At 72.3% G+C, this 24,697-nt stretch carries 19 protein-coding genes and 2 pseudogenes; 19 read left to right on the plus strand and 2 right to left on the minus strand.

What is annotated here, in order from left to right:
• The first annotated feature begins 3 nt into the window (after positions 1-3).
• The 9 genes from pcaH (at position 4) to EAO72_RS08260 (ending at position 9,329) form a co-directional block, all read left to right on the plus strand.
• Positions 4-801 carry a protocatechuate 3,4-dioxygenase subunit beta gene (pcaH, locus tag EAO72_RS08220; RefSeq protein WP_148016582.1) on the plus strand — a complete coding sequence of 266 codons (798 nt, stop codon included), beginning with the start codon at positions 4-6 and terminating at the stop codon, positions 799-801.
• Positions 801-1,397, plus strand: coding sequence for a protocatechuate 3,4-dioxygenase subunit alpha (gene pcaG / locus EAO72_RS08225; protein ID WP_148016583.1), 597 nt, complete (start codon positions 801-803; stop codon positions 1,395-1,397). The genes pcaH and pcaG overlap by 1 nt, the downstream gene beginning before the upstream one ends.
• On the plus strand, positions 1,366-2,868 hold the full coding sequence (gene pcaB / locus EAO72_RS08230) for a 3-carboxy-cis,cis-muconate cycloisomerase (protein ID WP_148016584.1): 1,503 nt from the start codon (positions 1,366-1,368) through the stop codon (positions 2,866-2,868). The genes pcaG and pcaB overlap by 32 nt, the downstream gene beginning before the upstream one ends.
• 127 nt (positions 2,869-2,995) lie before the next feature.
• Positions 2,996-4,186: a bifunctional 3-oxoadipate enol-lactonase/4-carboxymuconolactone decarboxylase PcaDC gene (gene pcaDC, locus EAO72_RS08235; RefSeq protein WP_148016585.1), complete on the plus strand. Its 1,191-nt coding sequence runs from the start codon at positions 2,996-2,998 to the stop codon at positions 4,184-4,186.
• A gap of 3 nt (positions 4,187-4,189) precedes the next feature.
• Positions 4,190-5,365, plus strand: coding sequence for a 4-hydroxybenzoate 3-monooxygenase (locus EAO72_RS08240; protein WP_148016586.1), 1,176 nt, complete (start codon positions 4,190-4,192; stop codon positions 5,363-5,365).
• 25 nt (positions 5,366-5,390) lie between these two features.
• Positions 5,391-6,293, plus strand: coding sequence for a LysR family transcriptional regulator (locus EAO72_RS08245; RefSeq protein ID WP_148016587.1), 903 nt, complete (start codon positions 5,391-5,393; stop codon positions 6,291-6,293).
• 135 nt (positions 6,294-6,428) lie between these two features.
• Positions 6,429-6,986: a quercetin 2,3-dioxygenase gene (locus tag EAO72_RS08250; RefSeq protein ID WP_222724075.1), complete on the plus strand. Its 558-nt coding sequence runs from the start codon at positions 6,429-6,431 to the stop codon at positions 6,984-6,986.
• Positions 6,983-8,020, plus strand: coding sequence for an alpha/beta hydrolase (locus EAO72_RS08255; protein WP_148016589.1), 1,038 nt, complete (start codon positions 6,983-6,985; stop codon positions 8,018-8,020). Before EAO72_RS08250 ends, EAO72_RS08255 begins: the two co-directional genes overlap by 4 nt.
• Before the next feature lie 82 nt (positions 8,021-8,102).
• Positions 8,103-9,329, plus strand: a complete 1,227-nt coding sequence (locus tag EAO72_RS08260; protein ID WP_148016590.1) for an MFS transporter — start codon at positions 8,103-8,105, stop codon at positions 9,327-9,329.
• A gap of 27 nt (positions 9,330-9,356) precedes the next feature.
• Here the strand turns inward: EAO72_RS08260 and EAO72_RS08265 are convergent, their stop codons facing one another.
• The gene (locus EAO72_RS08265; RefSeq protein ID WP_261991368.1) at positions 9,357-10,832 is read right to left on the minus strand and encodes a sulfatase-like hydrolase/transferase; all 1,476 of its coding nucleotides are present in this window, start codon (positions 10,830-10,832) and stop codon (positions 9,357-9,359) included.
• Positions 10,829-11,779 carry a TauD/TfdA dioxygenase family protein gene (locus tag EAO72_RS08270; protein ID WP_148016591.1) on the minus strand — a complete coding sequence of 317 codons (951 nt, stop codon included), beginning with the start codon at positions 11,777-11,779 and terminating at the stop codon, positions 10,829-10,831. The genes EAO72_RS08265 and EAO72_RS08270 overlap by 4 nt, the downstream gene beginning before the upstream one ends.
• A 540-nt stretch (positions 11,780-12,319) precedes the next feature.
• On the opposite strand from EAO72_RS08270, the gene EAO72_RS08275 reads away from it, so the two are divergent.
• From EAO72_RS08275 to EAO72_RS08315, 10 genes and pseudogenes are all read left to right on the plus strand, one after another.
• Complete coding sequence (locus EAO72_RS08275) at positions 12,320-13,525, plus strand: ROK family transcriptional regulator (protein WP_148016592.1); 1,206 nt, start codon at positions 12,320-12,322, stop codon at positions 13,523-13,525.
• A gap of 100 nt (positions 13,526-13,625) precedes the next feature.
• The gene (locus EAO72_RS43760) at positions 13,626-13,697 is read left to right on the plus strand and encodes a putative leader peptide (protein ID WP_315986294.1); all 72 of its coding nucleotides are present in this window, start codon (positions 13,626-13,628) and stop codon (positions 13,695-13,697) included.
• A 332-nt stretch (positions 13,698-14,029) separates the two neighbouring features.
• Entirely contained in the window at positions 14,030-15,622 is a 1,593-nt protein-coding gene (locus EAO72_RS08280) for an ABC transporter substrate-binding protein (RefSeq protein WP_148016593.1), read from the plus strand.
• A 1-nt stretch (position 15,623) separates the two neighbouring features.
• Positions 15,624-16,568 (plus strand): ABC transporter permease, encoded by a 945-nt coding sequence (locus tag EAO72_RS08285; RefSeq protein ID WP_148016594.1) that lies wholly within the window; start codon positions 15,624-15,626, stop codon positions 16,566-16,568.
• 4 nt (positions 16,569-16,572) lie between these two features.
• Positions 16,573-17,454 (plus strand): ABC transporter permease, encoded by an 882-nt coding sequence (locus EAO72_RS08290; protein ID WP_148016595.1) that lies wholly within the window; start codon positions 16,573-16,575, stop codon positions 17,452-17,454.
• Complete coding sequence (locus EAO72_RS08295) at positions 17,451-19,307, plus strand: ABC transporter ATP-binding protein (protein ID WP_148016596.1); 1,857 nt, start codon at positions 17,451-17,453, stop codon at positions 19,305-19,307. Before EAO72_RS08290 ends, EAO72_RS08295 begins: the two co-directional genes overlap by 4 nt.
• Positions 19,304-20,218 carry a formylglycine-generating enzyme family protein gene (locus tag EAO72_RS08300; protein WP_410090140.1) on the plus strand — a complete coding sequence of 305 codons (915 nt, stop codon included), beginning with the start codon at positions 19,304-19,306 and terminating at the stop codon, positions 20,216-20,218. Before EAO72_RS08295 ends, EAO72_RS08300 begins: the two co-directional genes overlap by 4 nt.
• Positions 20,215-22,032 carry a sulfatase gene (locus EAO72_RS08305; protein WP_148016597.1) on the plus strand — a complete coding sequence of 606 codons (1,818 nt, stop codon included), beginning with the start codon at positions 20,215-20,217 and terminating at the stop codon, positions 22,030-22,032. The genes EAO72_RS08300 and EAO72_RS08305 overlap by 4 nt, the downstream gene beginning before the upstream one ends.
• A 91-nt stretch (positions 22,033-22,123) precedes the next feature.
• A pseudogene (locus EAO72_RS08310) lies at positions 22,124-22,887 on the plus strand (arylsulfatase); the annotation flags it as partial.
• 110 nt (positions 22,888-22,997) lie between these two features.
• A pseudogene (locus tag EAO72_RS08315) lies at positions 22,998-24,521 on the plus strand (MFS transporter); the annotation flags it as partial.
• Positions 24,522-24,697: the final 176 nt, after the last annotated feature.

Consider the following 24,697-nt stretch of genomic DNA (forward strand, 5'->3'; position numbering starts at 1 on the left):
CCCATGAGCACCCCCACCGCCCCGGCCGGTCCCCGCGCCCTGACGCAGGCCGACATCACCGCCGAGATCACCGCGGCGCGCGCGGACTACGCCGCGTCGCTGGCCGGCGGCGCACCCGTACGCCCGCACCCCGCCCGGGACTACGCCCCCTACCGCAGCAGCACCCTGCGGCACCCGAAGCGCCCGCTGATCCAGGTGGGCGCCGACCCGGAGGCCGTCGAACTGACCGGCCCCGTCTTCGGCGTCACCGACATCACCGAACTCGACCACGACCTGACCAGGCAGCACCACGGAGAACCGCTGGGCGAGCGGATCAGGGTCACCGGACGGGTCCTCGACCGGTCGGGCCGCCCCGTGCGCGGCCAGCTCGTGGAGATCTGGCAGGCCAACGCGTCGGGCCGGTACGCCCACCTGCGCGACCAGCACCCCGCACCCCTCGACCCGAACTTCACCGGCGTGGGCCGCTGCCTGACCGACGACCAGGGCGGTTACTCCTTCGTCACCGTCAAGCCGGGTGCCTATCCCTGGCGCAACCACACCAACGCCTGGCGCCCCGCGCACATCCACTTCTCGCTGTTCGGGGCGGCGTTCACGCAGCGTCTGATCACCCAGATGTACTTCCCGGGCGATCCGCTCTTCGCCTACGACCCGATCCTCCAGTCCGTCACCGACGACTCCGCCCGCGGCCGTCTCGTCGCGGCGTACGACCACGAACGGTCCACCCCCGAATGGTCGCTGGGCTACCGCTGGGACATCGTCCTCGACGGCCCGTCCGCCACCTGGACCGAGGAGGGCCGCTGATGTCCGCCGCCGCTTCCGCAGCCGGGGAGCTTCTGCCCACCCCGTCCCAGACCGTCGGACCCTTCTACGGGTACGCCCTGCCCTTCCCGGGCGGCGGCGACATGGCGCCGCCCGGCCGGCCCGGCACCGTGGTCCTGCACGGACACGTCCTCGACGGGGCCGGCGAGCCGGTGCCCGACGCCCTCATCGAGGTGTGGCAGCCCGCACCCGACGGCTCCCGGCACGGGGCGCCCGGTTCGCTGCGCCGCGACCCCGTCACCGGGGCGGTCATCGGCCGCCACGGAGTCGCGTTCACCGGCTTCGGCCGGGTGGCGACGGACGCCGACGGGCACTACACCGTCACGACGCTGCCGCCGGGCGGAGCCCCGTACCTCGCGGTCCTCGTCTTCGCCCGCGGTCTGACGCACCACCTGCACACCCGCGCCTATCTGCACGACGCCGCCGGCCTCGACCGCGACGGCCTGCTCGCGGACCTTCCCGAGGAGCGGCGGGCCACCCTCCTCACCACGCCGGAGGACACCGGCATCCACCGTTTCGACATCCGTCTGCAGTACGACGGCGTACATGAGGAGACGGTCTTCCTTGACTTCGGGTGACGCGGCGGCGGACTCCGGCCCGGCGGCTCCGGGTGACGCGGCGGACGTCGGCGCGGCCGCCCGGGATGACGCCGCGGCGGATGTCGGACTGCTGGCGCCGGTCCGCGCCGGGACGGCGGTCGAGGACGCGACGGGCGACGCCGCCTACGTGCGCGCCCTGCTCGACGCCGAGACCGCGCTCGTCCGCGCCCAGGAATCACTCGGCCACGCACCGGCCGGTACCGCGGACACCGTCGCGGCGGCCGCGGCCGACGCCACCCGGTTCGACGCGCGCTCCCTGGCGCTGCGGGCCCGTTCGGGCGGGAATCCGGTCATCCCGATGGCCGCCGACCTGACGGCCGCCGTCGCCGAACGGTCCGAGGAGGCCGCGGCCCATGTCCACCGGGGCGCGACCAGCCAGGACATCCTCGACACCGCCGCCATGCTGGTGGCCTCCGGGGCTCTGCGGCTGATCCTGGCCGACCTGGACCGGGCCGCCGCGGCCCTCGCGCTCATCGCCGCCGAGCACCGGGACACCCCGATGGCGGGGCGCACGCTCACCCAGCACGCCGTGCCCACGACCTTCGGCCTGAAGGCGGCGGGATGGCGCAGCCTGATCCTCGACGCCCGCGACCGGGTCGCGGCGGTCCTGCACACGCTCCCGGTACAACTGGGGGGCGCGGCAGGGACGCTGGCCGCGTTCGGGGCCTTCGCGGACTCGGGGGAGCGGGGCGCTGGAGAGGTCCGGGACACCGGCCTCGGCCTCGTCGCCGCCTATGCCGACGCGACGGGGCTGGCCGTGCCCCTCCTGCCCTGGCACACCCTGCGTACCCCCGTCGCCGACCTCGCCGGAGCGCTGGCCTTCACCGCCGGGGCGCTCGGGAAACTCGCCGCGGACGTCCTCGTCCTCTCCCGCACCGAGATCGGTGAGGTCTCCGAGAGCACCGGCGGCGGCTCGTCGGCGATGCCGCACAAAGCCAATCCGGCCCGCGCCGTCCTCATCGCCTCGGCCGCCCGCCAGGTCCCCGCAGCGGTGGGGATCCTGTACGGTGCACTCGCCGCCGAGGACGAGCGCCCGCCCGGAGCGTGGCATGCCGAATGGCAGCCCCTGCGGGAGGCACTGCGCACGGTCGGCGGAGCCGCCGACGCGGCGGCCACCCTGGCCGAAGGGCTGCGGGTCCACCCCGGGCGCATGCGCGCGAACCTCGGTGCGACCGGCGGACTGATCGTCAGCGAACGGATCACCGCCGTCCTCTCGGCCCGGATGGGACGGGCCGCGGCCCGCACGGCGGTGACCCGGGGAGCCGCCCGCGCGGCCCGTGAGGGAACCCGCCTCCACGACGCCCTCGCCCAGGACCCCGCACTGGCGGGCATCGTGTCGCCGGACGAGCTGAGGACCCTCGGCGACCCGTCCGGATACACGGGATCGGCCGGCCTCCTCGCCGACCGCGCGCTGCGCCGCCACCACGACGGGGGGACCGTTCCGGAGTGACGCGCAGACCGCACACCACGACCCCGACCCGCACCGGCCGCACGGCGACGGCCCACCCGCACCGTGCGCTCCCGGCGGCTGCCGCCGGGCACTCATCGCATCCGGCACCGGCCGGACCAGGAGCCCCATGACCACCCCGACCGCACCCACGGCGCGCCTTCTCCACCACCAGGTGGACGGCCCCCTCTCCGCACCGCACCTCCTCCTCGGGCCGTCCCTCGGCACCGCACTGTCCGTCTGGGACACACAGATCGCCGGCCTGGCCCGCGACCACCGCGTCGTCCGCTGGGACCTGCCCGGTCACGGCGGCACGCCCGCCGCGCTGTTCCCCGACGGCGGCGGCGTCGCGGAGCTGGGAGGGCAGGTACTCCGCCTGGCCGACGCCCTCGGCATCGAGCGGTTCGCGTACGCGGGCATCTCCCTCGGCGGCGCGGTCGGCGCCTGGCTGGGCGTCCACCACCCGGAGCGGGTCACCTCGCTCGCGCTCGTCTGTTCCTCGGCGCGCTTCGGCGAACCGGAGGCTTGGCGCGAGCGCGCGGCCCTCGTACGGACCGAAGGCATCGGACCGGTGGCCGAGACCGCGGCGGGCCGCTGGTTCACCACGGACTTCGCGGGCGGCCCGGCGGCCCGCGCCCTTCTGGCCGGCCTGCACGACGTCGACCCCCACGCCTACGCCTCGCTGTGCGACGCCCTCGCCGCGTACGACCTGCGCGGCGAACTGGCGGGCATCACCGCCCCCACGCTCGTCGTGGCGGGTCGCGACGACCCCGCGACCCCGGTCGCCCATGCCCGCGAACTGGCCGACACCATCCCCGGCTCGACCCTGGTCGAACTCCCGGGCGCCTCGCACCTGGCCAACGTCGAACGGCCGGCACCTGTAACGGCGGCGCTGTCCACCCACTTCACCGCCGCCACGGCCACCGACGACTCCTCCCGCCACGGCGCCGGCCTCGCCGTACGCCGTACCGTCCTCGGCGACGCGCACGTCGACCGGGCCATCGCCCGGACCACCCCCTTCACCGCCGTCTTCCAGGACTTCATCACCCGCTACGCCTGGGGCGAGGTGTGGACCCGGCCCGGGCTGGACCACCGCACCCGGCGCTGCCTCACCCTCACCGCCCTGGTCGCCCTCGGCCACCACGAGGAACTGGCCATGCACCTGCGGGCCGCACTCGTCAGCGGCGACCTCACCCCCGAGGACGTCCAGGAGGTCCTGCTCCAGGCAGCCGTCTACTGCGGAGTCCCGGCGGCCAACGCCGCGTTCGCCGCGGCGGACCGGATCCTCACCGACATCAGCCACAGCGCAGAGGAGAAATAGACCGTGCACACGACCGTAGGGATCATCGGCGGCGGACCGGCGGGACTTCTGCTCGCCCGCATGCTGCACCGCGCAGGCGTCGACTGCGTGGTCCTGGAGAGCCGGGACCGCGCCTACGTCGAACAGCGCCAGCGCGCCGGCATTCTCGAACAGCCCACCGTCGACGCCCTCCGCGAGGCCGGTGCGGCCGAGCGCCTCGACGCCGAGGGCCTGGTGCACGACGGCATCGAGCTGCGCTGGGACGGCCGGTCCCACCGCGTCGACTTCCCCTCGCTCACCGACGGCCGACGGGTGTGGGTCTACGCCCAGACCGAGGTCGTCAAGGACCTCATAGCCCTGCAACTGGCCGACGGTGCCCCGCTGTTCTTCGGTGCCGAGGTCAGGTCGGTCGAAGGGGCCGACTCGGGCCGGCCGGCCGTCCACTACACCCACGAAGGCCGCGACGAGGTACTCACCTGCGACTACGTGGTGGGCTGCGACGGATTCCACGGCGTCACCCGGGCCGCGATCCCGGCCGGCGTGCGGCGGACGTACGACCGGGTGTACCCGTACTCCTGGCTGGGGATCCTGGCCGACGTGCCGCCGTCCTGCGACGAACTGATCTACGCCCACTCGCCGCGCGGTTTCGCCCTGCACAGCATGCGGTCGCCCGAGGTCAGCCGGCTCTACCTCCAGGTGCCCAACGGCACCGACCCCGCCGGCTGGTCCGACGAACGGATCTGGGACGAGCTCGACGCACGCTTCGCCGTCGACGGGGACTGGAAACTGCGACGCGGCCCCATTACCGCGAAGTCCGTTCTGCCGATGCGCAGTTCTGTCACGGAGCCGATGCGGTACGGCTCGGTGTTCCTCGCCGGGGACGCCGCCCACATCGTGCCGCCCACCGGCGCGAAGGGGCTCAACCTGGCGGCGGCCGACGTCGTCGTGCTCGCCCGCGCCCTGGTGCACCGGCACACGACCGGATCGTCCGAACTGCTGGACGCCTACTCGGACACGTGCCTGCGCCGGGTGTGGCGGGCCGAGCACTTCTCGTACTTCATGACCACCACGCTCCACACCGACCCGGAGCAGAGCGGTTTCGACACCCGGCTGCAGGTCTCACAGCTGGACAGGATCGCCGCCTCGCCGCACGCCGCCGCCGAACTGGCGCAGAACTACGCCGGACTGCGCCTGCCGTAGCGACGGTCCCACCAGGAGGATCTCCGTGGATCTCACGGTCCAGCAGCTGCGGTACTTCGTCGCCGTGGCACACGAGCTGCACTTCGCCCGTGCCGCGCAGGGCCTGCGCATCTCCGCCCCGTCGCTGAGCCAGCAGATCGCCGCGCTGGAACGGCGGTTCGGCGCCCCGCTGTTCCGCCGGGACGCGCGCCACGTCGAACTCACCGAACTGGGGTCGGAACTGCTGCCGATGGCCCGCCGTTCCATCGCGGCGCTCGACGACATCGTGGCGTGGGCCGAGGAACGGCGGGCGGGCGGGGCGGTGGTACGCGTCGGCCTCGTGGTCGGCAGCCACATCGGCTCCGCCATCCTGGCCGAGGCAGCGCGCGCTCTTCCCGGCACGCGGTGGGAGATCCGGCGCCTCGGGTTCGACGGCTCCCTGGGCGCGCTGCGAACAGGCCTGGTCGACCTGGTCCTGGCGCCGGCCCTGGCAGCTCCCTCGGGCCCGGACCTGCACGTGGTGCCGCTGTGGTCCGAGGGCCGGGTCCTGGTGGCCGGCGCCGGCCACCCGCTGGCCGGCCGTGACAGCGTCACCGTGGACGAGGTGGCGGACGAGCTCTTCGTCGCGACGCTGGGCGACGAGGCGCTCACCGACTGGCTCGGGCTGCCGCGCAGCGACGGCTTCGCTCCCGAGGTCGCCTACGTCGCCGCCACGTTCGAGGAGGTGCTCGACATCTGCTCGGCGGGCCTCGCGGTCAACATCGCCGGAGCGGGAGCGGTCTCCGGATCGTCCCGGCACGGCGTCGCCTTCGTCCCGGTGCGAGGACTGCCCGACGCCACCGTCTATCTGCTCCGGTCGGCCAGGGCCCCCTCCGCCGCGGTCCTGGCGGTCGAGGAACTCGCCGTACGCGTGGCACGCCGCGAGACGGGGCGGCCCGGACCCGGCTGACGGCGGTCGCGGCGAGGGCCACTCCGACCTGCAAGGTTAGGTTCGGCCTCATGATGCTTGGGGTAACAGGTCGTGGCTTCCGGAGAGATGCGTCAGCAGACTCGACGCACCCGTACCCACTGCCTGGAGGCACCTGTGACATTCGATCACGTCCCCGACCGCCGGTCGAAGCCGTCCTGGGAGGGAGTCCTTCCAGGACGTCCCGCACCCTTCTTCCTGGAGGACGGGGACGGCGAGCGGGCGAAGCTGTTCGACAGCGTCGTGACGGTCCTGCTGTCGGCGGACGAGACGGAGGGCCAGTTCGGGGTCTTCACTACGCGCCAGCCCAAGGGCGACCTGATCGTCGCGCACTCGCACGAGGACGTGCACGAGATCTTCTACGTGGTCGAGGGGGCCGCCCGCGTCTTCCTGGAACACCCCGACGGGCGTCAGGAGAGCAGACTGCTGCGCCCGGGCGACTTCGGCTATGTGCCCGCCGGCATCGTCCACTCGTACCGGACCGAAGGCGAGTACAACAAGATCCTCGGCGTGTCCACCGGCGGATTCGAGCGCTTCTTCCAGGCGTTGGGCGATCTGACGGAGGAACGGGACGTGCCGACCGTCCCCTTCGTCCCCTCCCCGGACCGGATGCGGCAGGCGTTCACCCGCTACCGGAACACTCCCGCCCCCGGTCAGCAGTGGGAAGGAGCATGAGCCCGCGAGCGGAGGCGGACGGCCCGGCCGACGCGGAGCAGCGCGGCCGCAACGCGACCCTGATGCAGACCTACGTCGAGGGCCTCGCCGCGACCTCGCCACCGGGACCGACGGCGCCCGCCGCGGCCGTGACGGTTCTGCGTGACCTGGTCTTCTCGGAGCCCAGCACCGGCGGTGAACTGCGGCTGGACCTGTATCTGCCCGAGGGCGTGCCCGGGCCGCGTCCCGTCATCGTCTGGCTGCCGGGCGGCGGATGGCAGCGCGCCGCCCGGGGCATGGGCCCTCACCTGGGGCGGCTGTTCGCCCAGCGCGGCTACGCCATGGCGGACATCGAATACCGGTCGAGCCGTACGGCGCTCTGGCCGGCCCAGCTGCACGACGTGAAAGCCGCCGTGCGCTATCTACGGTCGGTGGCGCAGGATCGCGGCCTCGACGCGGAACGCATCGGCGCATGGGGAAGCTCGGCCGGCGGGCATCTGGCCGCACTGCTCGGACTGACCGGCGGCGACCCGGTGTGGGAGGGGAACGGGGGCCACGCCGCGTATCCCAGCGACGTGCGGGCCGTCGTCGACGGCTACGGCCCCGCCGACCTCCTCCACATGGACGAGGACAGGCTGCCGGGCGGGGTCGTGAACGACATCGATCCGTCGTCCCCGCCCTGGGGACTGCTCGGCGGCCCCACGGCGGACCGTCCTGAACTCGCCTCGCAGGCAAGCCCCGTGAGCCACGTCAGCGGGCCGACGGCACCCTTCCTGATCCTGCACGGAGACGCGGACCTCCTGGTCGGGCCGAGGCAGAGCCAACGGCTCTTCGACGCCCTGCGCGGTGCCGGCAGCGAAGCGACCCTGGTGACGGTCCACGGAGCCGGACACGGCTTCTTCAACACCGACGCACTCGAGCGCACGCCGCCTCTGCCCACGACCGTGCATACCACGCGGTCCGGCGAGCGCACGCCGGACCGGCCCGGCGCGCTCACCTCCGGTCTCGTCGAGCGGTTCTTCGACCTGCACCTGCGCCGGCACTTCTCCGACTGAACGGAAACAGCCGAAATGGCCCACCCGCGTGGTGTCGAATTGCCCCACGCGGGTGAGCCGATCCCTGCGTAGCCTCAACGCCATGCCGAAACTCCTGCCGCCGGTCGGACCTCAACGCACGCTTTCGCTGGCCCAGTTGACCAACTCAGTCGGCGACGGCGCCTACTACGTCACCTCGGCCCTCTACTTCACCCATGTGGTCGGCCTCGCTCCCGCCAGGATCGGGCTCGGACTCACCGTCGCCTGGGCGGTCGGCTCCGTCGTCGGGGTGCCCCTCGGCCGGATCGCCGACCGCCGGGGGCCGCGGGGAACGGCGGTCCTGCTCGCCCTCGCCACCTGTGCCGCCGTCGCGTCCTTCCTCGTCGTACGGGACTTCGCGCCGTTCCTCGCAGCCGCCTGCCTCTACGCCACCGCGCAGTCGGGCCTCGCCGCCGCCCGTCAGGCTCTGCTCGCGGGCCTCGTCGCCAAGGAGGAGCGCACCGGTGCGCTCGCCCACCTGCAGTCGACGCTGAACGCGGGCCTTGCCGTGGGCGCCGCACTCGGCGGCCTCGCGCTGTCCGCCGGATCCACGGCGGCGTACCTGGCGGTCTTCGCCGTCGACGCCGCAAGCTTCCTGCTCTGCGCACTCGTCCTGCTCCGGCTGCCGGCCGTCGCGGCGGTGCCCGGGGACCGGAGCGCGCAGCTTGTGGTGCTGCGCGACCGGCCGTACGCCGTCGTCACGCTCCTCAACGCCGTGCTCCTCGTGCGCATGCCACTGCTCAGCGTCGGTCTGCCGCTGTGGATCACCGAGCGGACCGAGGCTCCCGAGTGGGTGGTCTCCGCGCTCTTCGTGCTCAACACCGGTGCCGTGATGCTCTTCCAGATCCGAACCGCCCGCTCCGTGAACGGGATCTCCACGGCAGCGCGAGCCCTTCGCCGGTCCGGCGCGCTCATGGTCCTGACCTGCCTCGTCCTCGCCATGTCGGCGGTGGACGACTCGTGGCTCGCGGTGACCGCCCTGGCCGGTGGCTCCGTGCTGCTGGTCGCGGCGGAAATGCTGCACTCGGCCGGCTCCTGGCAGCTCTCCTTCGATCTGGCACCGGCGGGGCGCATCGGCGAGTACCAGGGCTTCTTCGGTACCGGCGTCACCGTCGCGCGCACGCTGGGACCCCTCCTGCTCACCACGCTGCTGGTCGGCTGGGGCACGGCGGGCTGGCTGCTGCTCGGGGGAGTTGTCCTCGCCGCGTCGTACGCGCTGGGGCCGGCGGCACGGTGGGCGGCGAGGACACGTCAGGAGCCCGACTCCGTCGTCGCCGCCCAGGGCGTCTGAGCGGCAGCGGCGAAGGGCCCGGGACCGTCAGGGGCGCGGCCGGTGACCGAACCGCACACCCTCCCACGGCGTCCCGCCCGGGAACGACTCCGCGCGGCGCTGACCGGACGGGCGCGCGGCGGCCCGCTCGATCTCCGGCTTCACGTCCTCGATCCGTTCGAGCCAGCCCAGCAGTTCCCGGCGCAGCTCGTCGGCGACCTCCCGGTGCGAGTCCAGCCCGGCGAGGTTGTCCAGTTCGTACGGGTCGGCCGCCAGGTCGTACAGCTCCGTCTCCGTGTAGCGCTCCGCGCCCGGATCGTGCCACGCGTCCGCGCCCGGCGCGTCCACCACGTACTTCCACCGGGAGGTACGTACCGCGCGCCCCACCCGGTCTTCGCTGATCTGGACGAACACGGAGCCGGGCCGGCCGGGGTCACGGCCCCCACCGGTCAGCGGAAGCAGCGAGCGTCCGTGGAGACCGTCGGGAACCGGAAGGCCCGCGGCCGCCAGCAGGGTGGGCATCAGGTCCACCGTGCCGACCGGCCGGCTGACGAGCCCGCCGCCGCTGAAGCCCGGCCCGGTGAAGGCGAGCGGCACATGGACGGACGCCTCATGGGCCGAGCGCTTGTACTCGCTGTTGCGGGTACGGAAGTGGGAGCCGTGATCCGCCGTCCAGGCCAGCACGGTGTTCTCCTCGGTCCCGATGCTGCGCAGGGCGTCGCGCAGGCGCCCCACCCCCTCGTCGACCCGCTTGATCTGTCCGAGGTATCCGGCCAGATGCCGGTGCGCACCGCCCTGCGGGGCTTCCGGTGCGAGCGCGGCGAGGTCCGGGGGCAGCCACGCGCCCTCGTAGCGCTCGCGGTAGCCCGTCGGAGCCGGGTAGTCGTCGGTCGGATTCTGGTGGTGCGGCTCCAGCAGGGAGAGGAACAGCAGGTACGGGCGGTCGTGGTGGTCGGCAACGAAACGGATCGCCGCGTCGATCAGGGCGTCCGAGCGGTATCCGGGAAGCCGGACGGCCTCCCCGCCCTCGTCGTACACCACCGTGCGGTAGGCGTCCGAGGTGAACTCGAGCCGGTCCGAGGCGAGCCAGCTTCCGTAGCCGCCCCGGCGGTCCGGTGGCACCGGGCCGTCCGGCTGGTCCTCGCCCGCCAGGTGCCATTTGCCGATGTAGCCCGTCGCATACCCGGCCGCCGCGAACTCTCCGGCGAGGGTGGGGATGCCCGGGGGGAGCGGCAGACCGTTGCGGAAGACTCCCGCCGCGGTCGGAAAGCGGCCGGTCTGCAGCGCGGAACGGGCCGGTGCGCAGACCGGGTTGGGCGTGATCGCCTGAGCGAACAGGGTGCCCTCGCGGGCGATACGGTCGAACTCCCCGGTCACCCGCGCCGGATTGCCGTGGACGCCGGCCGTGTCCCAGCGCTGCTGGTCGGTGAGGATCACGATCACCTGCGGAGGCACCCCCGCGGGCGACGCCGCAGCACCGCCCGCCGGGGCCGGTGACTCACCGTGCGGGACGGGCACGCTCACACGCCCGCGGTCTCGGCCGTCGAGGCGCCGGACGCGATGCCGAAGGACGGGTCGGGCACCGCCTCGGGGCTGATGAGGGTGGAGGAGCGGCCGTCGGTGCCGACCGGGACGTCGCCGTCGATGGTGACGCGGCGCAGCTTGCGCTCGTGCGTGTCGGAGTCGTCCACGCCGTAGTGCTGGGTGGCACGGTTGTCCCAGATGGCGACGTCGCCCACCTGCCAGTCCCAGCGCACCGTGTTCTCGGGGCGCTCGATGTGGGACTGGAACAGATCGACCAGTGCCCGGGAGTCGCGGCCGGTCAGCCCGCTGATCCGCTGGACGAAGTTGCCGAGGAGCAGCACACGCTCACCGGTCTCGGGGTGGACGCGGACCACCGGGTGCTCGGTGAGGAACTTCGTCGAGGTGAACACCTCCTGGTACTTGGCCAGCGCCTCCGGCAGGGCGTTCGGCCGCAGGGCGACGTAGTCGTAGTCGTTGGAGTGGACGGCCCGCAGACTGTCCGCCAGGGTGCGCAGCTGCTCGGGCAGCTCGGCGTAGGCGGCAGCCGTGTTGGACCACAGGGTGTTGCCGCCGTACGGCGGGATGACGACGGCGCGCAGGATGGAGAAGGCCGGGTAGGCGGGGACGAACGTGACATCGGTGTGCCACTGGTTCGCCCGGCCGCCGTGGTCGGAGTCGATGCCGAGCGAGTAGCGGCCGTCGGCGGACGGAACCGTCGGATGGGCGACCGGGGTGCCGAGCAGCCGCCCGAACGCCTCGTGGCTTTCCTCGTCCAGATGGTCCTGGCCGCGGAAGAAGACGACCTTGTTGGCCAGCAGCGCCGCCCGGACGGCCGCGACGGTCTCGGGGGCGAGATCCCCGCCGAGGCGGACGCCCGAGATGACGGCGCCGATGCGTCCGCCGAGCTTGCTGACGGTGAGGGCGGGAGCGGTGGTCGTGGAGGTCATGACAGATCCCTTTCGAAGGACACGCTGGTGCGTCGGCCGGCCGTGGAGCGCGGTCAACGGCGAGTTGATTAATTCGGGAGCGGAATCAATAGGGGCGTGAGGTGACCGCCGTCGGACGCGATGTCGTCCGGGAGCGGGCGTGTGGGTGGAGAGCCGTCCGAAGTGCGGTGCGGGGCAGCCTGGTCAGGCGGCGGTACAGCGGCCCGGACACGCGGGCGGCATTGCGGTACGGCCGGCGCGGGCGGGCCGCGCATCGGTATCGGCCGTCGCGAACATGTCCGGAGACTCGCAGCGCCCCGCGGAGTACGTCAAGCGCCCGTCCCCGCCCCGCCGGGCGCCGGGCAGTGGTTCAATCGGCCCTTGCACGGGGCCCGTACCCCTTCCGGAGAAGCCTTGCGAAACGGCAGGTGACCTGGGGCTTCTCCGGTTGTCCCGGAGAAGGCGAGCAGCGGGCCCGGCACCGGGCCGTGGCCCGGGGACGATTTCATGCCGCCGTAATGTTGCGACCCGCGTCCGGGCCGCAGGACCGAAGGAAGCCCCATGACAGCTGCCCCCCACGTCTTCCGGGCGACCGGTGACGGCCGGCGCGAGACCAACGCCGCCACGGTGCTGCGCACCGTCCTCGACCACGGGCCGGTCGCCCGCCGGACGATCTCCGATCTCTCCGGGCTCAGCCCGGCCGCCGTGTCCCGCCAGTGCACCGATCTCGTAGGCCTGGGCCTGGTACGGGAGTTGCCCGAACTGGTGGCGAGCAGCGGGGTCGGCAGGCCGCAGATCCCGGTCGACCTGCACACCGGGGAGAGCGGCGGACCGGTCGTGGGCGGTGTCCACATAGGGGTACCCGGTTCGACCTTCGGCCTGCTGGATCTGCGCGGACGGCTGCTGGCCCGTCGCTCCCTCCCGCACGACGGCCTGGCGCCCGGAGAGCTGCCGCTCCGGATCGTCCAGGGGTTGCGCGCGTTTCTGGCCGACGCGGGCCGCGGCCGGCGCCTGCTGGGCGTGGGCGCGGCCCTCGGAGGCTGGGTCGACCCGGCTACGGGGACGGCAGTGCGGCATGACGCGCTGGGCTGGCACCACCGGCCCCTCGCCGCCGAACTCGCCCGTGGCCTGGGCGGACTCGATGTGCGGATCGACAACCACGCCCGGGCCATCGCCCAGTCGGAGATCCTCTTCGGCCGGCCCGCGGCCCGCCGCAGCCTGGTCCACCTCTTCATCGGGAACGTGGTCGACGCCGCCCTCGGGATCGCCGGGGTGGTGCATCAGGGGCCGGGGTCCGGAGCGGGTGACGTGGCGCATCTGCCGGTACCGGACTCCACGGTCAGCTGCCCCTGCGGCAGGTCCGGCTGCCTGGAGGCGACCGCCTCCAACACGGCCGTCGCGCACACCGCCGTGCGGCGCGGGATCGTGCCCGAGCCCGACGCGTTCCTGGTGGTGGACGCCGCGGCGGCGGGTGACAGCCGCGCCGACCGGCTGCTGCGCGAGCGGGCCCGCGCGGTCGGCCGGGCGGCGGCCCTGCTCCTGGACGTCCTCAACCCGGACCTGGTCGTGGTCACCGAGCACTCCAGCCTGGTCAATCCGGAGTACCTGGAGGAGATCCGGGGCGCGGCGGTGGACCATTCCCACGTCTGCCAGGATCCCGAACGGATCGTCAGTCCGCATGCCGGGACGGCCGTCATCCCCGTCGCGGCAGGTACCATCCTGTTGAACCCGCTGTTCAGGAGCCCGCTGACCGCGTCCCAGCGGTAGCCGCCCGTGAGGTACGGCAGGGAGCTTCGTACCAGGATCCGGACAGACCGGGTTGACCGTCCGCCGGAGCCACTGTCATATTGCTCCCGTGAACCCGGACATGCGCCTCGTCTCCCGCAGGCACGTCGACCTCTGTCGACAGGCCAGCGCGGTCTGTGCCGTCCGCAACTGACCCGGACCGCCTCCTCCGCGGACCCGTCCCGGGTGTTCGCAACGCCTCGCTGACACCTCACCGGCAGTACGAGGCTCCTGGCCGGAGCCGGTTCCCCGAGGTCCGGCACCGCGCTGCGGCCTGATGCCCCGCGTCCCACCCCTTCTCGTTCCGGCAGGCGTCTTGACGCGCTGCCGGCCTTGATCCCGCACACCTCGAAGTGCTCCTGCACCACGCCTCGTTCGGGAAGCACCACCGCGGCCTTTCCATTCCTCCCGCAGCGGAAGCAATGCAGGTGTGCGTCGCGCCGCACCCTCCCTTCACCGTTCTCCACCGTCACAGGCAGGCTTTCGATGACCGAGCTGTACCCCCTCACGCCCCCCGGACCCTCCCGGCGCACGACACTGCGCGCGGCCGGAGGCGGCACCCTGCTTCTCGGACTGGGCCTGGCGGGCTGCCGCTCGGCGGTTTCGGAGGCCTCGTCCGCTCCGAAGGGCGCGAGCGCCTCTCCCCGGCGCGGTGGCGTGCTCAACATCGCTGTGAACAGCGACTTCACGCCCGCCCTGCTGTTCTCCCAGAGCGGGCAGTCCCTCCAGCACCGGCTCATCTACAACACCCTGACCCGCTACGACGACCGTCTCAGCCCGCAGCCGGAGCTCGCCCGCTCCTGGACGTACGCCAAGGACGGGCGCAGCATCACGCTGCGGCTGCGCGACGACGTGACCTTCCACAGCGGCCGCAGGTTCACGGCGGCCGATGTCATCTTCGCCGTGAAGAACCTTCAGAATCCGCTACGCGCAGCGCAGTTGCGGGCCACGGCCGCCACGGTCACCGGCTTCGAGAAGCGCGGAGACCATGAACTCGTGCTCAAGCTGGCCCACCCGGTGAACAACCTGTTCGACCTGTTCGAGTTCATGATCATCGCCGATTCGGAGACGGTCGAGGACGCCGTCACCGGAAAGCAGCTCATCGGCACCGGCCCGTTCAAGCTGAAGAAATGGAGCCCCGGCTCCGGCCTGACCCTGGCCAGGAACGACACGTACTGGCAGGCCGGCCGGCCCTACCTCGACGGTGTCGAACTGCGGGTCATACCCCAGGCCGACGCCCTGCTCTCGTCGCTCCGCTCCGGCCAGTCCCAGCTCTCCTTCAACGTGCCGGGCAAGAGCCTCGGCGTCGCCAAGAGCGATCCGCACCTCACCATCAGCGACTACGACACAGGCGGCGGCGCCGTCTACCTGGGGGTCAACACCACCGTCGCCCCGCTGAACGACCGGACCGTGCGCCAGGCCCTCGCCTGGGCCGTCGACCGCGACCGGCTGCTCGCACAGACACTCGGCGGCTACGGCCTCGCCTCCGCCGCTCCCTGGCCCAAGTCCTCGCCCGCCTTCACCGAGGCGCACCGCACCCACTACTCGCACGACCCCGCCAAGGCCCGGGAGCTGCTGAAGTCCGCCGGGCACACCAGGCTCGAACTTCCCTTGCTGCACCTGGCGCTGCCCGGCGACACCGCGATCGCCGAATCCCTCCAGTACGACCTCAAGCAGGTCGGCGTCCACGTCACACTCCAGCCCACCGACCCGGCCACCGGGCAGAAGAAGCTGATCTCCCAGGACATGCCGGCCCTGTGGACCATGGGGCACGGCTTCGCCCAGGTCCAGCCCTCCACCCTCGCGGTGAGCGCCTATCCGTTCAACGAGGCGAAGAACACCTCCAAGTACCGGTCCGCCGCGTACACCAAGGTGGTGCAAGAGGCCTGGACCAGGCCCGAGTCGAGCACCGCCGAGGCCAACGCCCAGCACGAGAAGATCTCCTCCATCCTGCTCGACGAGGCATTCCTCATCGACCTCGTCGTCCGCGGACAGGTCCAGGTCGCCGCCGACGGGCTGCACGGCGTCACGCTCAACAAGTTCTCGTATCTCAACCTCGACAACGCCTACCTGGTGTGACATGCGCAGCTACGTGATCCGCCGGCTGCCCTCCGCCCTCCTCGTCCTGCTGGCCGCCTCCTTCCTGATCTTCACCATCCTGCGGCTCGTTCCCGGCGACCCGGCCACCACCCTCGCGGGCCCCGACGCGGACGCGGCCACCGTCGCGGCGATCCGCGACCGGCTCGGCCTCGACGCGCCGCTGCTCTCCCAGTACGCCCACTGGATCGGCTCACTGCTGACGGGCGACCTCGGCCCCTCGTACGCGATCGGCGGGCAGACCGCCGACCTGATCCGCGACGGACTCGGCGCCACCGCCGAACTGACCGTCGCCGCCCTCCTGTTCGTCGTCCTGCTCGGTACGGCCTTCGGCGTGCTCGGGGCCACCTCCCGCAGCCGCTGGATCCGCACCGCGGTCCGGGTGACCACGACCGCCGCGCTGGCCGTGCCGCCCTTCGTCAGCGGGGTCCTGCTCGTGCTGCTGTTCGCCGTGATCCTCGGCGTCCTGCCCCCGGGCGGCCGGGTCGCCTTCCTGTCCGCGCCCGACCTCGCCGCGCAGTACCTGGTGCTGCCCGCGCTCTGCCTGGCCCTGCCCAGTGCCGCCGTCCTCGGCCGCTACCTCAAGGACGGCATCGAACGCGGACTCGCCGAGGACTACATCCGCACCGCGACCGCCGCCGGAGTCGCCCCGCGCCGGCTGCTGTGGCGCCACGCCCTGCCGAACGCCCTCCCGCCCGTCGTCACCCTGCTCGGCATGCAGGTCGGGCATCTGCTCGGCGGAGCCGTACTCGTCGAGGCGATCTTCGCCTGGCCGGGTCTCGGCCAGCTCGCCGAACAGGGCCTCCAGCGCCGGGACTACCCGGTCGTCCAGGACCTGCTGCTGCTCCTGGTCGCCGTCTTCGTCCTCGTCCAGCTGCTCACGGACCTCGTGTACGCCTGGCTCGACCCCCGCATCAGGTGGGAGTAACCCCATGACCTCGACGACCGACCTCTTCGCCGCAGGCCCGCCGCCGGCCGCCTCCAAGGCCCGCGGCCGGGTCCGCCACCCCTACCGCGGCGCCCTGTCCACCGCCCGCGCCCGCACGGGTCTCGTCCTCGTCGGCGCCGTGGTCCTCGCCGGGCTGCTCGCACCGCTCCTCGCCGGGCACGGCCCCACCGACCAGAGCGGCCAGAGCCTCGCCGCCCTCGGCACCCCGGGCCACCCGCTGGGCACCGACGACCTCGGCCGTGACCTGCTCAGCCGAGTCCTCTACGGCATCCGCGCCGACCTCGGCATCATCGCGATCGCCGTCCCCCTGGGCGCCGTACTGGGCTGCCTGTTCGCCCTCCTCGCCGCCGCGCACCCGGTGGCCGACACCGTCGTCCAACGCGTCTTCGACCTCCTCCTCGCCTTCCCGGGCCTGATCCTGGCGCTCGCCGTCACCGCGATCCTGGGCCCCGGGCGCGTCCCCGTTGTTCTCGTCATCGCACTCGCCGAGATCCCCGCGTTCGGGCGGCTGCTGCGTGGCGGGATCCTCGTGCAGCGGGAACGGGAGTACGTCACCGCCGCCCGGGTCGGCGGCAGTTCGGGACGTCGGGTGCTCGTCCGGCACATCCTGCCCAACGCCGCCGACCCGCTCATCGTCCAGATCGCCGTCTCGCTGACCGTCGCCGTGTTCATCGAAGGCGCGATGAGCTTCCTGGGGGTCGGCGTACGGCCGCCGGAACCCACCCTCGGGGCCGTACTCAGCCAGTCCATGCCCTATCTCGCCCAGGCCCCGAACTTCGCCGCAGGACCCCTGATCACCGTGACCGCGCTCGTCCTCGGACTCTCGCTCATCGCCGAGGCGCTCAACCGGGAGATACGCCGATGACCGCCCAGGAGCTGCTGCAGGTCCGCGACCTCGGCGTCGAGTTCACCACCCCCGACGGCTCGGCGCTGCGCGCCGTCCGCGGCGTCTCGTTCACCCTGAACCGGGGCGAGACCCTGGCCGTCGTCGGCGAGTCCGGCTCCGGCAAGTCGACCACCGCACTCGCCCTGAACCGGATGCTGCCCGGCACCGGCCGCATCACCACCGGCACGGTCCGACTGGACGGCCAGGACCTGGCCGCCGCCACCGAGCAGGAACTGCGCGCGGTGCGCGGCGCCCGCATCGGCATGATCTTCCAGGACCCGATGACGGCCCTGAACCCGGTCCTGACGGCCGGCCGCCACATCGAAGAGGTCCTCCGCGCCCACGGCGACCGCGACAAGGCGTCCCGCCGAGCCCGCGCCGTCGAGCTCCTGGACCGGGTCGGCATCCCGGAACCGCACCGGCGCGCCGACGACCACCCGCACCAGTTCTCCGGCGGCCAGCGCCAGCGCATCCTCATCGCCATGGCCCTCGCCGGTGAACCCGACATCCTGCTCGCCGACGAACCGACCACCGCACTGGACGCCACCGTCCAGGACCAGATCCTCACCCTGCTCGCCGACCTCAACCGGGAGACCGGCACCGCCCTGGTCCTCATCACGCACAACATGGGCGTCGTCGCCCGCGCCTGCGAACGCGTCCTGGTGATGTACGGCGGCACGGTCGTCGAGGACGGGCCCACCGCCGAAGTGCTCACCCGCCCCCGCCATCCGTACACCGCGGGCCTCCTCGCCGCCGTGCCCCGTCTCTCCACCCCGTCCGGCACCCGGCTCACCGGTATCCCCGGCAGTCCACCCGACCTCACCCTCCTCGGTGACGGCTGCGCCTTCGCCGCCCGCTGCGCGCTCGTGGAGGACCGCTGCCGTACGGCCGTACCGCCGCTCAGCCGCACCGCGGACGGGGTGCACGTCGCCTGCCTGCCCGCCGCCGGGCGCACCGAGCCCCTGCCCTCCACCGCCCCGCCCACCCGCATCGACCGGCCGGCACCCGGAGCCGTCGTCCTGGAGGCCGAGGGACTGCGCAAGACGTACAGGTCGCGCGGCACCCGGCGGCACGCGGTCCCCGCGCTCGACGGCGTGTCGCTGACCCTGGCGGCGGGGGAGACCCTCGGCGTCGTCGGCGAGTCGGGCTCCGGGAAATCCACCCTGGCCCGGGTGCTGGCGCACGCCCACACCTCGGACGAAGGCACCGTCCGGCTGCGCGGCGAGGACATCACCCGGCCCTCCAGGCGCGCCCTGCACACGGTGCGCCGCCAGATCCAGATGGTGTTCCAGGACCCGTACGCCTCGCTCAATCCCCGGATGKCGGTCGGCGAGATCGTCGCCGAACCCCTGATCGCCTTCGGCCTCGGCGACCGGGACGAACGCGACGCGCGGGTGGCCGAACTGCTGCGCCGGGCAGGGCTGGACCCGGCCGTCGCCGACCGGCATCCGCGCTCCTTCTCCGGCGGTCAGCGCCAGCGCATCGGCATCGCCCGGGCACTGGCCCCCGAACCCTCCGTCCTCATCTGCGACGAGCCCGTCTCCGCGCTCGACGTCTCCGTCCAGGCCCAGATCGTTTCCCTGCTCACCGACCTCCAGCGTGACCTGGGCCTGGCCCTGGTCTTCATCGCCCACGACCTCGCCGTCGTGCGACAGGTCAGCCACCGCATCGCGGTCATGCACCGGGGCCGGATCGTGGAGACCGGCAGCGCCGACGAGATCTGCGAGCACCCCCGCGACCCGTACACCCGCGCCCTGCTCGCCGCCGCTCCCGAACCCGTACCGCCGGCTGCCCGGAGCGTACGGACACAGAAGACGGGAGCACTCGCGTGAGCGCGTGCTGCGCCCCGGGCCGCCCATGTACGGACGTCATCCCGCTGCCCTCCGTACCCCGTACGGCCCCGTCACGGGCCGCCGCCCGCCGGGCCATGGCCGAACTGCCCGGCGGCGTCTTCCGGATGGGCGACGCCTTCGGGGAGGGCTACCTCGCCGACCGGGAGGGGCCGGTGCGTGAGGTGACCGTGGCCCCGTTCGCCATCGACACCACCGCCGTCAGCAACGCCGACTGGGCCCTCTTCGCGGAAACCACCGGCTACCGCACGGACGCCGAACGCTACGGCAGCTCCTACGTGTTCCACCTCCTCCTCGCCCCGGCCGCAGGGCGCCACGTCATCGGCCGGGTGCCGGGCGCACCGTGGTGGCTCGGCGTCGAGGGAGCGTCCTGGAACGCGCCCGAGGGGCCCGGCTCCGGCATCACGGACCGGCCGGACCACCCCGTCGTCCACATGTCCCACGACGACGCCCTGGCCTACTGCGACTGGGCCGGGCTGCGACTGCCCACCGAAACCGAATGGGAGTACGCGGCCCGCGGAGGCATCGACGGCGCCCGCTACCCGTGGGGCGACGAACTCGCCCCTGCCGGACGCGAGATGTGCAACATCTGGCGCGGCTCGTTCCCGCACCGCTCCGACCGGCCCGGCGGCCGCACGGGCACGGTGCCCGTCACTGCCTACGCACCCAACGGATACGGCCTCCACAACACCTCGGGCAACGTCTGGGAGTGGTGCGCCGACACCTACGGGGCCGGCGAACGCGTCATCCGAGGCGGCTCCTACCTGTGCCACGCCTCGTACTGCAACCGGTACCGCGTCGCCGCCCGCTCCCACAACACCCCCGACTCCTCGACCGGTCACGGCGGCTTCCGCTGCGCCCGCGACCTTCCAGAAGGACGAACCAGGCAGTGAAAGCCGTCATGGTGATGTTCGACAGCCTCAACCGGCATCTGCTGCCGCCGTACGGCGCCGACTGGATCCACGCGCCGAACTTCCGCCGCCTCGCCGCGCGTACGGTCACCTACGACACCTGCTACGCGGGCTCCATGCCATGCATGCCGGCCCGGCGCGAACTGCACACGGGGCGCCACAACTTCCTGCACCGGGGCTGGGGGCCGCTGGAGCCGTTCGACGACTCGATGCCGGAAATGCTGAAGCACCACGGTGTCTACACCCACCTCGTCAGCGACCACCAGCACTACTGGGAGGACGGCGGCGCCACCTACCACGGCCGCTACAACTCCTGGGAGTTCTTCCGCGGCCAGGAGGGCGACCCGTGGAAGGGGCAGGTCGCGGAGCCCGAGATCCCCGAGGACCTGCGCACCACCCGCAATGACCTGTGGCGCCAGGACTGGGTCAACCGTCCGTACCTGGACACCGAGGCCAAGCAGCCCCAGACCCTCACCTTCGACGCCGGCCTGGAATTCCTGCGGACCAACCACACCGAGGACGACTGGTTCGTCCAGATCGAGACCTTCGACCCGCACGAACCCTTCTTCACCCAGGACCACTACAAGGACCTGTACCCGCACGACTACGACGGGCCGCACTTCGACTGGCCCGACTACAACCGCGTCACCGAGACGAAGGACCAGGAGAACCACGCCCGTTACGAGTACGCGGCGCTGCTCTCCATGTGCGACCACTCGCTCGGCCGGGTCCTCGACGCGATGGACGAGCACGGCCTGTGGGACGACACGATGCTCATCGTCTGCACCGACCACGGTTACCTGCTGGGGGAGAAGGGCTGGTGGGCGAAGGTCGTCACCCCCTGGTACAACGAACTCGTCCACACCCCGCTGTTCGTGCACGACCCGCGCAGCCCGGACCGCGCCGGCAGCCGTGACGACGCGCTCGTCCAGACGATCGACCTCGCCCCGACCCTCCTCGACTTCTTCGGAGCCGACCGGACCCCGGACATGCAGGGGCGCCCCCTGCGCGACACCGCGACGGCACAGCAGCCCCGGGAATCGGCGCTCTTCGGCATGTTCGGCGGCCATGTGAACGTCACCGACGGCCGGTACGTCTACATGCGGGCCTGCCATGACGACACCAACCGGCCGTTGTACGAACACACCTTGATGCCGACCCGCATCCGCGGCCGCTTCACCCCGGCGGAACTCTCGGACCTGACCCTGGCCGAACCGTTCGCCTTCACCAAGGGCGTACCCACCCTCAGGATCGCCGCCAACCCTTCCCCTCTGCTCGGGCCGCAGCGGTTCGGCACCCTCCTGTTCGACCTCGGCACCGACCCGCGGCAGGAGAAGCCCCTCGTCGACGACGCGGTCGAACTGCGCATGGTGCGGCTGCTGGTGGAGCGGCTCCGGGCGAGCGATGCGCCCGCCGAGCAGTACGAACGGCTCGGTGTTCCGAGCGACCCGGCCGAGGTCACCGAGACACATCTCCTGGTCGCCGCCCAGCGCGAGCGTGCCGAAGCAGCACGTGAACCGGCCGCCCGGTCCGACGAGTTCACCGAGGGAGCACTCAACCTCCGTACCCCGCTGGCGCAGCTGCTGGCCGAACCCGCCGCCGCCGAGGCCATCCGCCGCATCGTCCCCGGCCTGCTCGACACCGAGCTGCTGACCGTCCGCGGCGCCGGCTCGCTCCTTCAGATCGCGGCCTTCGCCGGGCATCCCGGGCACTTCGAACTCGCCGCTCTCGCCGACGAACTGGCCCGCCTCTTCCCACTCTCCCCCACAGACCACGACGGAGCCATCAGCCGATGACCACCAGCATCCGGCGCGACCCCTACGAACAGTTCCCCGGCCGGATCGGCCGTACCTTCGCCGACTCCGAACCGGCCTGGCCCGCACCTCGGCCCCGGGCCTGCGCACGCGGTACCAGTACGTCACCGACCTCGCCCCCACCCTCCTGGGGCTGGCCGGGCTGGAGCGGCCCGCCGCACGGCGGGGTGTCACGCTCCAGGAACCGGACGGCGTCAGTTTCGCCCCCGTGCTCGCCGACGCGGAACACGCCTCCACCCACCCCGAGCAGTACTGCGAGATGACCGGCAACCGCAACTACTACCGCGACGGCCACAAGCTCGTCACCCTTCACCGGCCCGGCACGCCCTACGACGACTCCGAGTGGGCGCTGTACGACATCCGGACCGACCCGACCGAGATCCGCGACCTGGCCGCCGAGCGCCCCGCCCTCGTCAAGGAACTGCCGGCTGCCTGGGAGGTGGCCGCCCGGCGCAACGGCGTCTTCCCGCTGCCGGACCTCAGCGGAGCGCTCGCCCGCCGCAACCCGGCCGAACAGCGGCTCGCCCGTCGGCTGACCCTGCTGCCCGGCACTCCGGAACTGGAGCGCTACCGGTCCTCCCGGCTGGTCGCGCTGCGTTCCTTCGAGATCACCGTCGCGATCGACGAGGCGGGGGAAGGCGTCCTGGTCTCCCACAGGGCATCAGCGTCGGGATCGACCGCAAGTCTCCGGTCTCCTTGCCGCTGTTCGAGCGCCACCGCTCCTTCCGCTTCCGGGGGCGGCTGCGGTCGGTGACCTACCGTCCCGGGCCGCCGGGGCCCGATTCCCCGGAGGCCGTGGCCTCCGCGCTGGAGGAGGCGGCTGCGGCGTTCGAGTGAGAGGGCGCCCGAATGGCGGCGGACGACGGGCAGAGCTAACGTCGGGGGAGTGAACGACCGCGTTCACTGATGGTTCGAGTGCACCGATGACTCGAGTGACAAGCAATCCGATGACGGGCTCCCACGCGACACCCCGGCAGGCTGCCGAATCCCCGGAGAAGGGGCGCGGCAGCGGGATCGCCCTTCTCGTCATCTGCTCGTGCCAGCTGATGGTGGTCCTCGACATCACCATCGTGAACATCGCTCTCCCGCACATCCAGACCTCGCTGGGGTTCTCCACCGAGAACCTCTCCTGGGTCATCAACGCCTACACGCTCACGTTCGGCGGGCTGCTTCTGCTGGGCGGGCGCCTCGGTGACATTCTCGGGCGCCGCAGAGTCTTCATGTTCGGCGTCGCCCTCTTCGTCTTCGCCTCCCTGCTCGGCGGTCTCTCCCAGGAATCGTGGCAACTGCTCGCCGCACGCTCCCTCCAGGGCGTCGGCGGTGCGATCGCCTCGCCTACCGCGTTGTCGCTCATCACCACGACCTTCCGGGAGGGCCCGGCCCGTAACAGGGCGTTCGGCGTGTTCGCGGCCGTTTCGGCGGGCGGCAGCGCCATCGGACTGCTGGCGGGCGGGGTGCTCGTGGAGTGGCTGGACTGGCGGTGGATCTTCTTCGTCAACATCCCCATCGGTCTGCTGATCGTGCTCGCCACACCCCGCTACATCCGGGAGTCCGAACGCCATCCCGGGCACTTCGACCTCTTTGGCGCGCTCACGGCGACGGTGGGCATGGTGTGCCTGGTCTACGGCTTCATCCGGGCGTCCGAAGAGGGGTGGAGCGACACCCTCACCCTGTCGGCGTTCGCGGCGGCGGTCGTGCTGCTGGCCCTGTTCATCGCGATCGAGAGCCGGTCCCGGCAGCCCATCACACCCCTGTGGATGTTCCGCGACCGCAATCGCGCCGGCACGTACGGGATGATGCTGAGCCTCGCCGCGGCGATGTTCGGCATGTTCTTCTTCCTCACCCTGTTCGTACAGAACATCCTGGACTTCAGCCCCCTGAAGGCAGGGCTCGCCTTCCTGCCGGTCAGCGCCATCATCGCCGTCGGTGCCGGTATCGCCTCCCAGTTGCTGCCCAAATGGGGGCCCAAACCCTTCATGGTGACCGGTGCGCTCCTGGCCGCCGCGGGCCTGGGCTGGCTGACACAGACCGATGTCCACAGCTCGTACGTCGGCAGTCTCCTGGGACCGGTGCTGGTGTTCGGACTCGGCATGGGCCTGCAGTTCGTGTCGCTGACCCTGATGGCCGTCTCCGGGGTGGAGCCGAAGGACGCCGGTGCGGCCTCGGGGATCCTCAACACCACGCAACAGGTGGGCGGATCGCTGGGCCTGTCCATCCTCGTGACGGTGTTCGGTACGGCCAGCCGCAACGAGGCCACCGACCAGGTACCGAAGTTCCTGGCGGACGCGACACCGGCCGAGCTGGCACAGTTCCGCAGGACCGGCCAGCTGCCGGGACAGTGGGGCGACCAGGTGCTGGCGTCCGGAGTCTCCCAGGCGTTCGTCGTCGCCGCCGTCTTCGCTGTCGTCGCCGCACTGATCGCCCTGATCGTCATCCAGGTACGCCCCTCGGACCTGGAACGCCTGCGCGGCGACGACAGCGAAGACGGCGGCGACGACGAACGCCTGGGAGACTCCGGACGCCAGCACCTGGTCGCCCCACTGTCCCGGCAGCTGGCCGGTCCTGCGGAACTGTGCCAGCTCGGCCGGTGTCGCGTCCGCCAGGAACTTCGGTACCTGGTCGGTGGCCTCGTTGCGGCTGGCCGTAC

The organism is Streptomyces sp. OR43 (assembly GCF_008042275.1).
GTDB lineage: Bacteria > Actinomycetota > Actinomycetes > Streptomycetales > Streptomycetaceae > Streptomyces.

What these genes read in the sequence shown, in the direction of transcription:
- pcaH (WP_148016582.1), top strand. Translation starts at nt 4, where the DNA reads ATGAGCACCCCCACCGCCCCGGCCGGTCCCCGCGCCCTGACGCAGGCC.
- pcaG (WP_148016583.1), top strand. Translation starts at nt 801, where the DNA reads ATGTCCGCCGCCGCTTCCGCAGCCGGGGAGCTTCTGCCCACCCCGTCC.
- pcaB (WP_148016584.1), top strand. Translation starts at nt 1,366, where the DNA reads ATGAGGAGACGGTCTTCCTTGACTTCGGGTGACGCGGCGGCGGACTCC.
- pcaDC (WP_148016585.1), top strand. Translation starts at nt 2,996, where the DNA reads ATGACCACCCCGACCGCACCCACGGCGCGCCTTCTCCACCACCAGGTG.
- EAO72_RS08255 (WP_148016589.1), top strand. Translation starts at nt 6,983, where the DNA reads ATGAGCCCGCGAGCGGAGGCGGACGGCCCGGCCGACGCGGAGCAGCGC.
- EAO72_RS08260 (WP_148016590.1), top strand. Translation starts at nt 8,103, where the DNA reads ATGCCGAAACTCCTGCCGCCGGTCGGACCTCAACGCACGCTTTCGCTG.
- EAO72_RS08270 (WP_148016591.1), bottom strand. Translation starts at nt 11,779, where the DNA reads ATGACCTCCACGACCACCGCTCCCGCCCTCACCGTCAGCAAGCTCGGC.
- EAO72_RS08275 (WP_148016592.1), top strand. Translation starts at nt 12,320, where the DNA reads ATGACAGCTGCCCCCCACGTCTTCCGGGCGACCGGTGACGGCCGGCGC.
- EAO72_RS08280 (WP_148016593.1), top strand. Translation starts at nt 14,030, where the DNA reads ATGACCGAGCTGTACCCCCTCACGCCCCCCGGACCCTCCCGGCGCACG.
- EAO72_RS08285 (WP_148016594.1), top strand. Translation starts at nt 15,624, where the DNA reads ATGCGCAGCTACGTGATCCGCCGGCTGCCCTCCGCCCTCCTCGTCCTG.
- EAO72_RS08290 (WP_148016595.1), top strand. Translation starts at nt 16,573, where the DNA reads ATGACCTCGACGACCGACCTCTTCGCCGCAGGCCCGCCGCCGGCCGCC.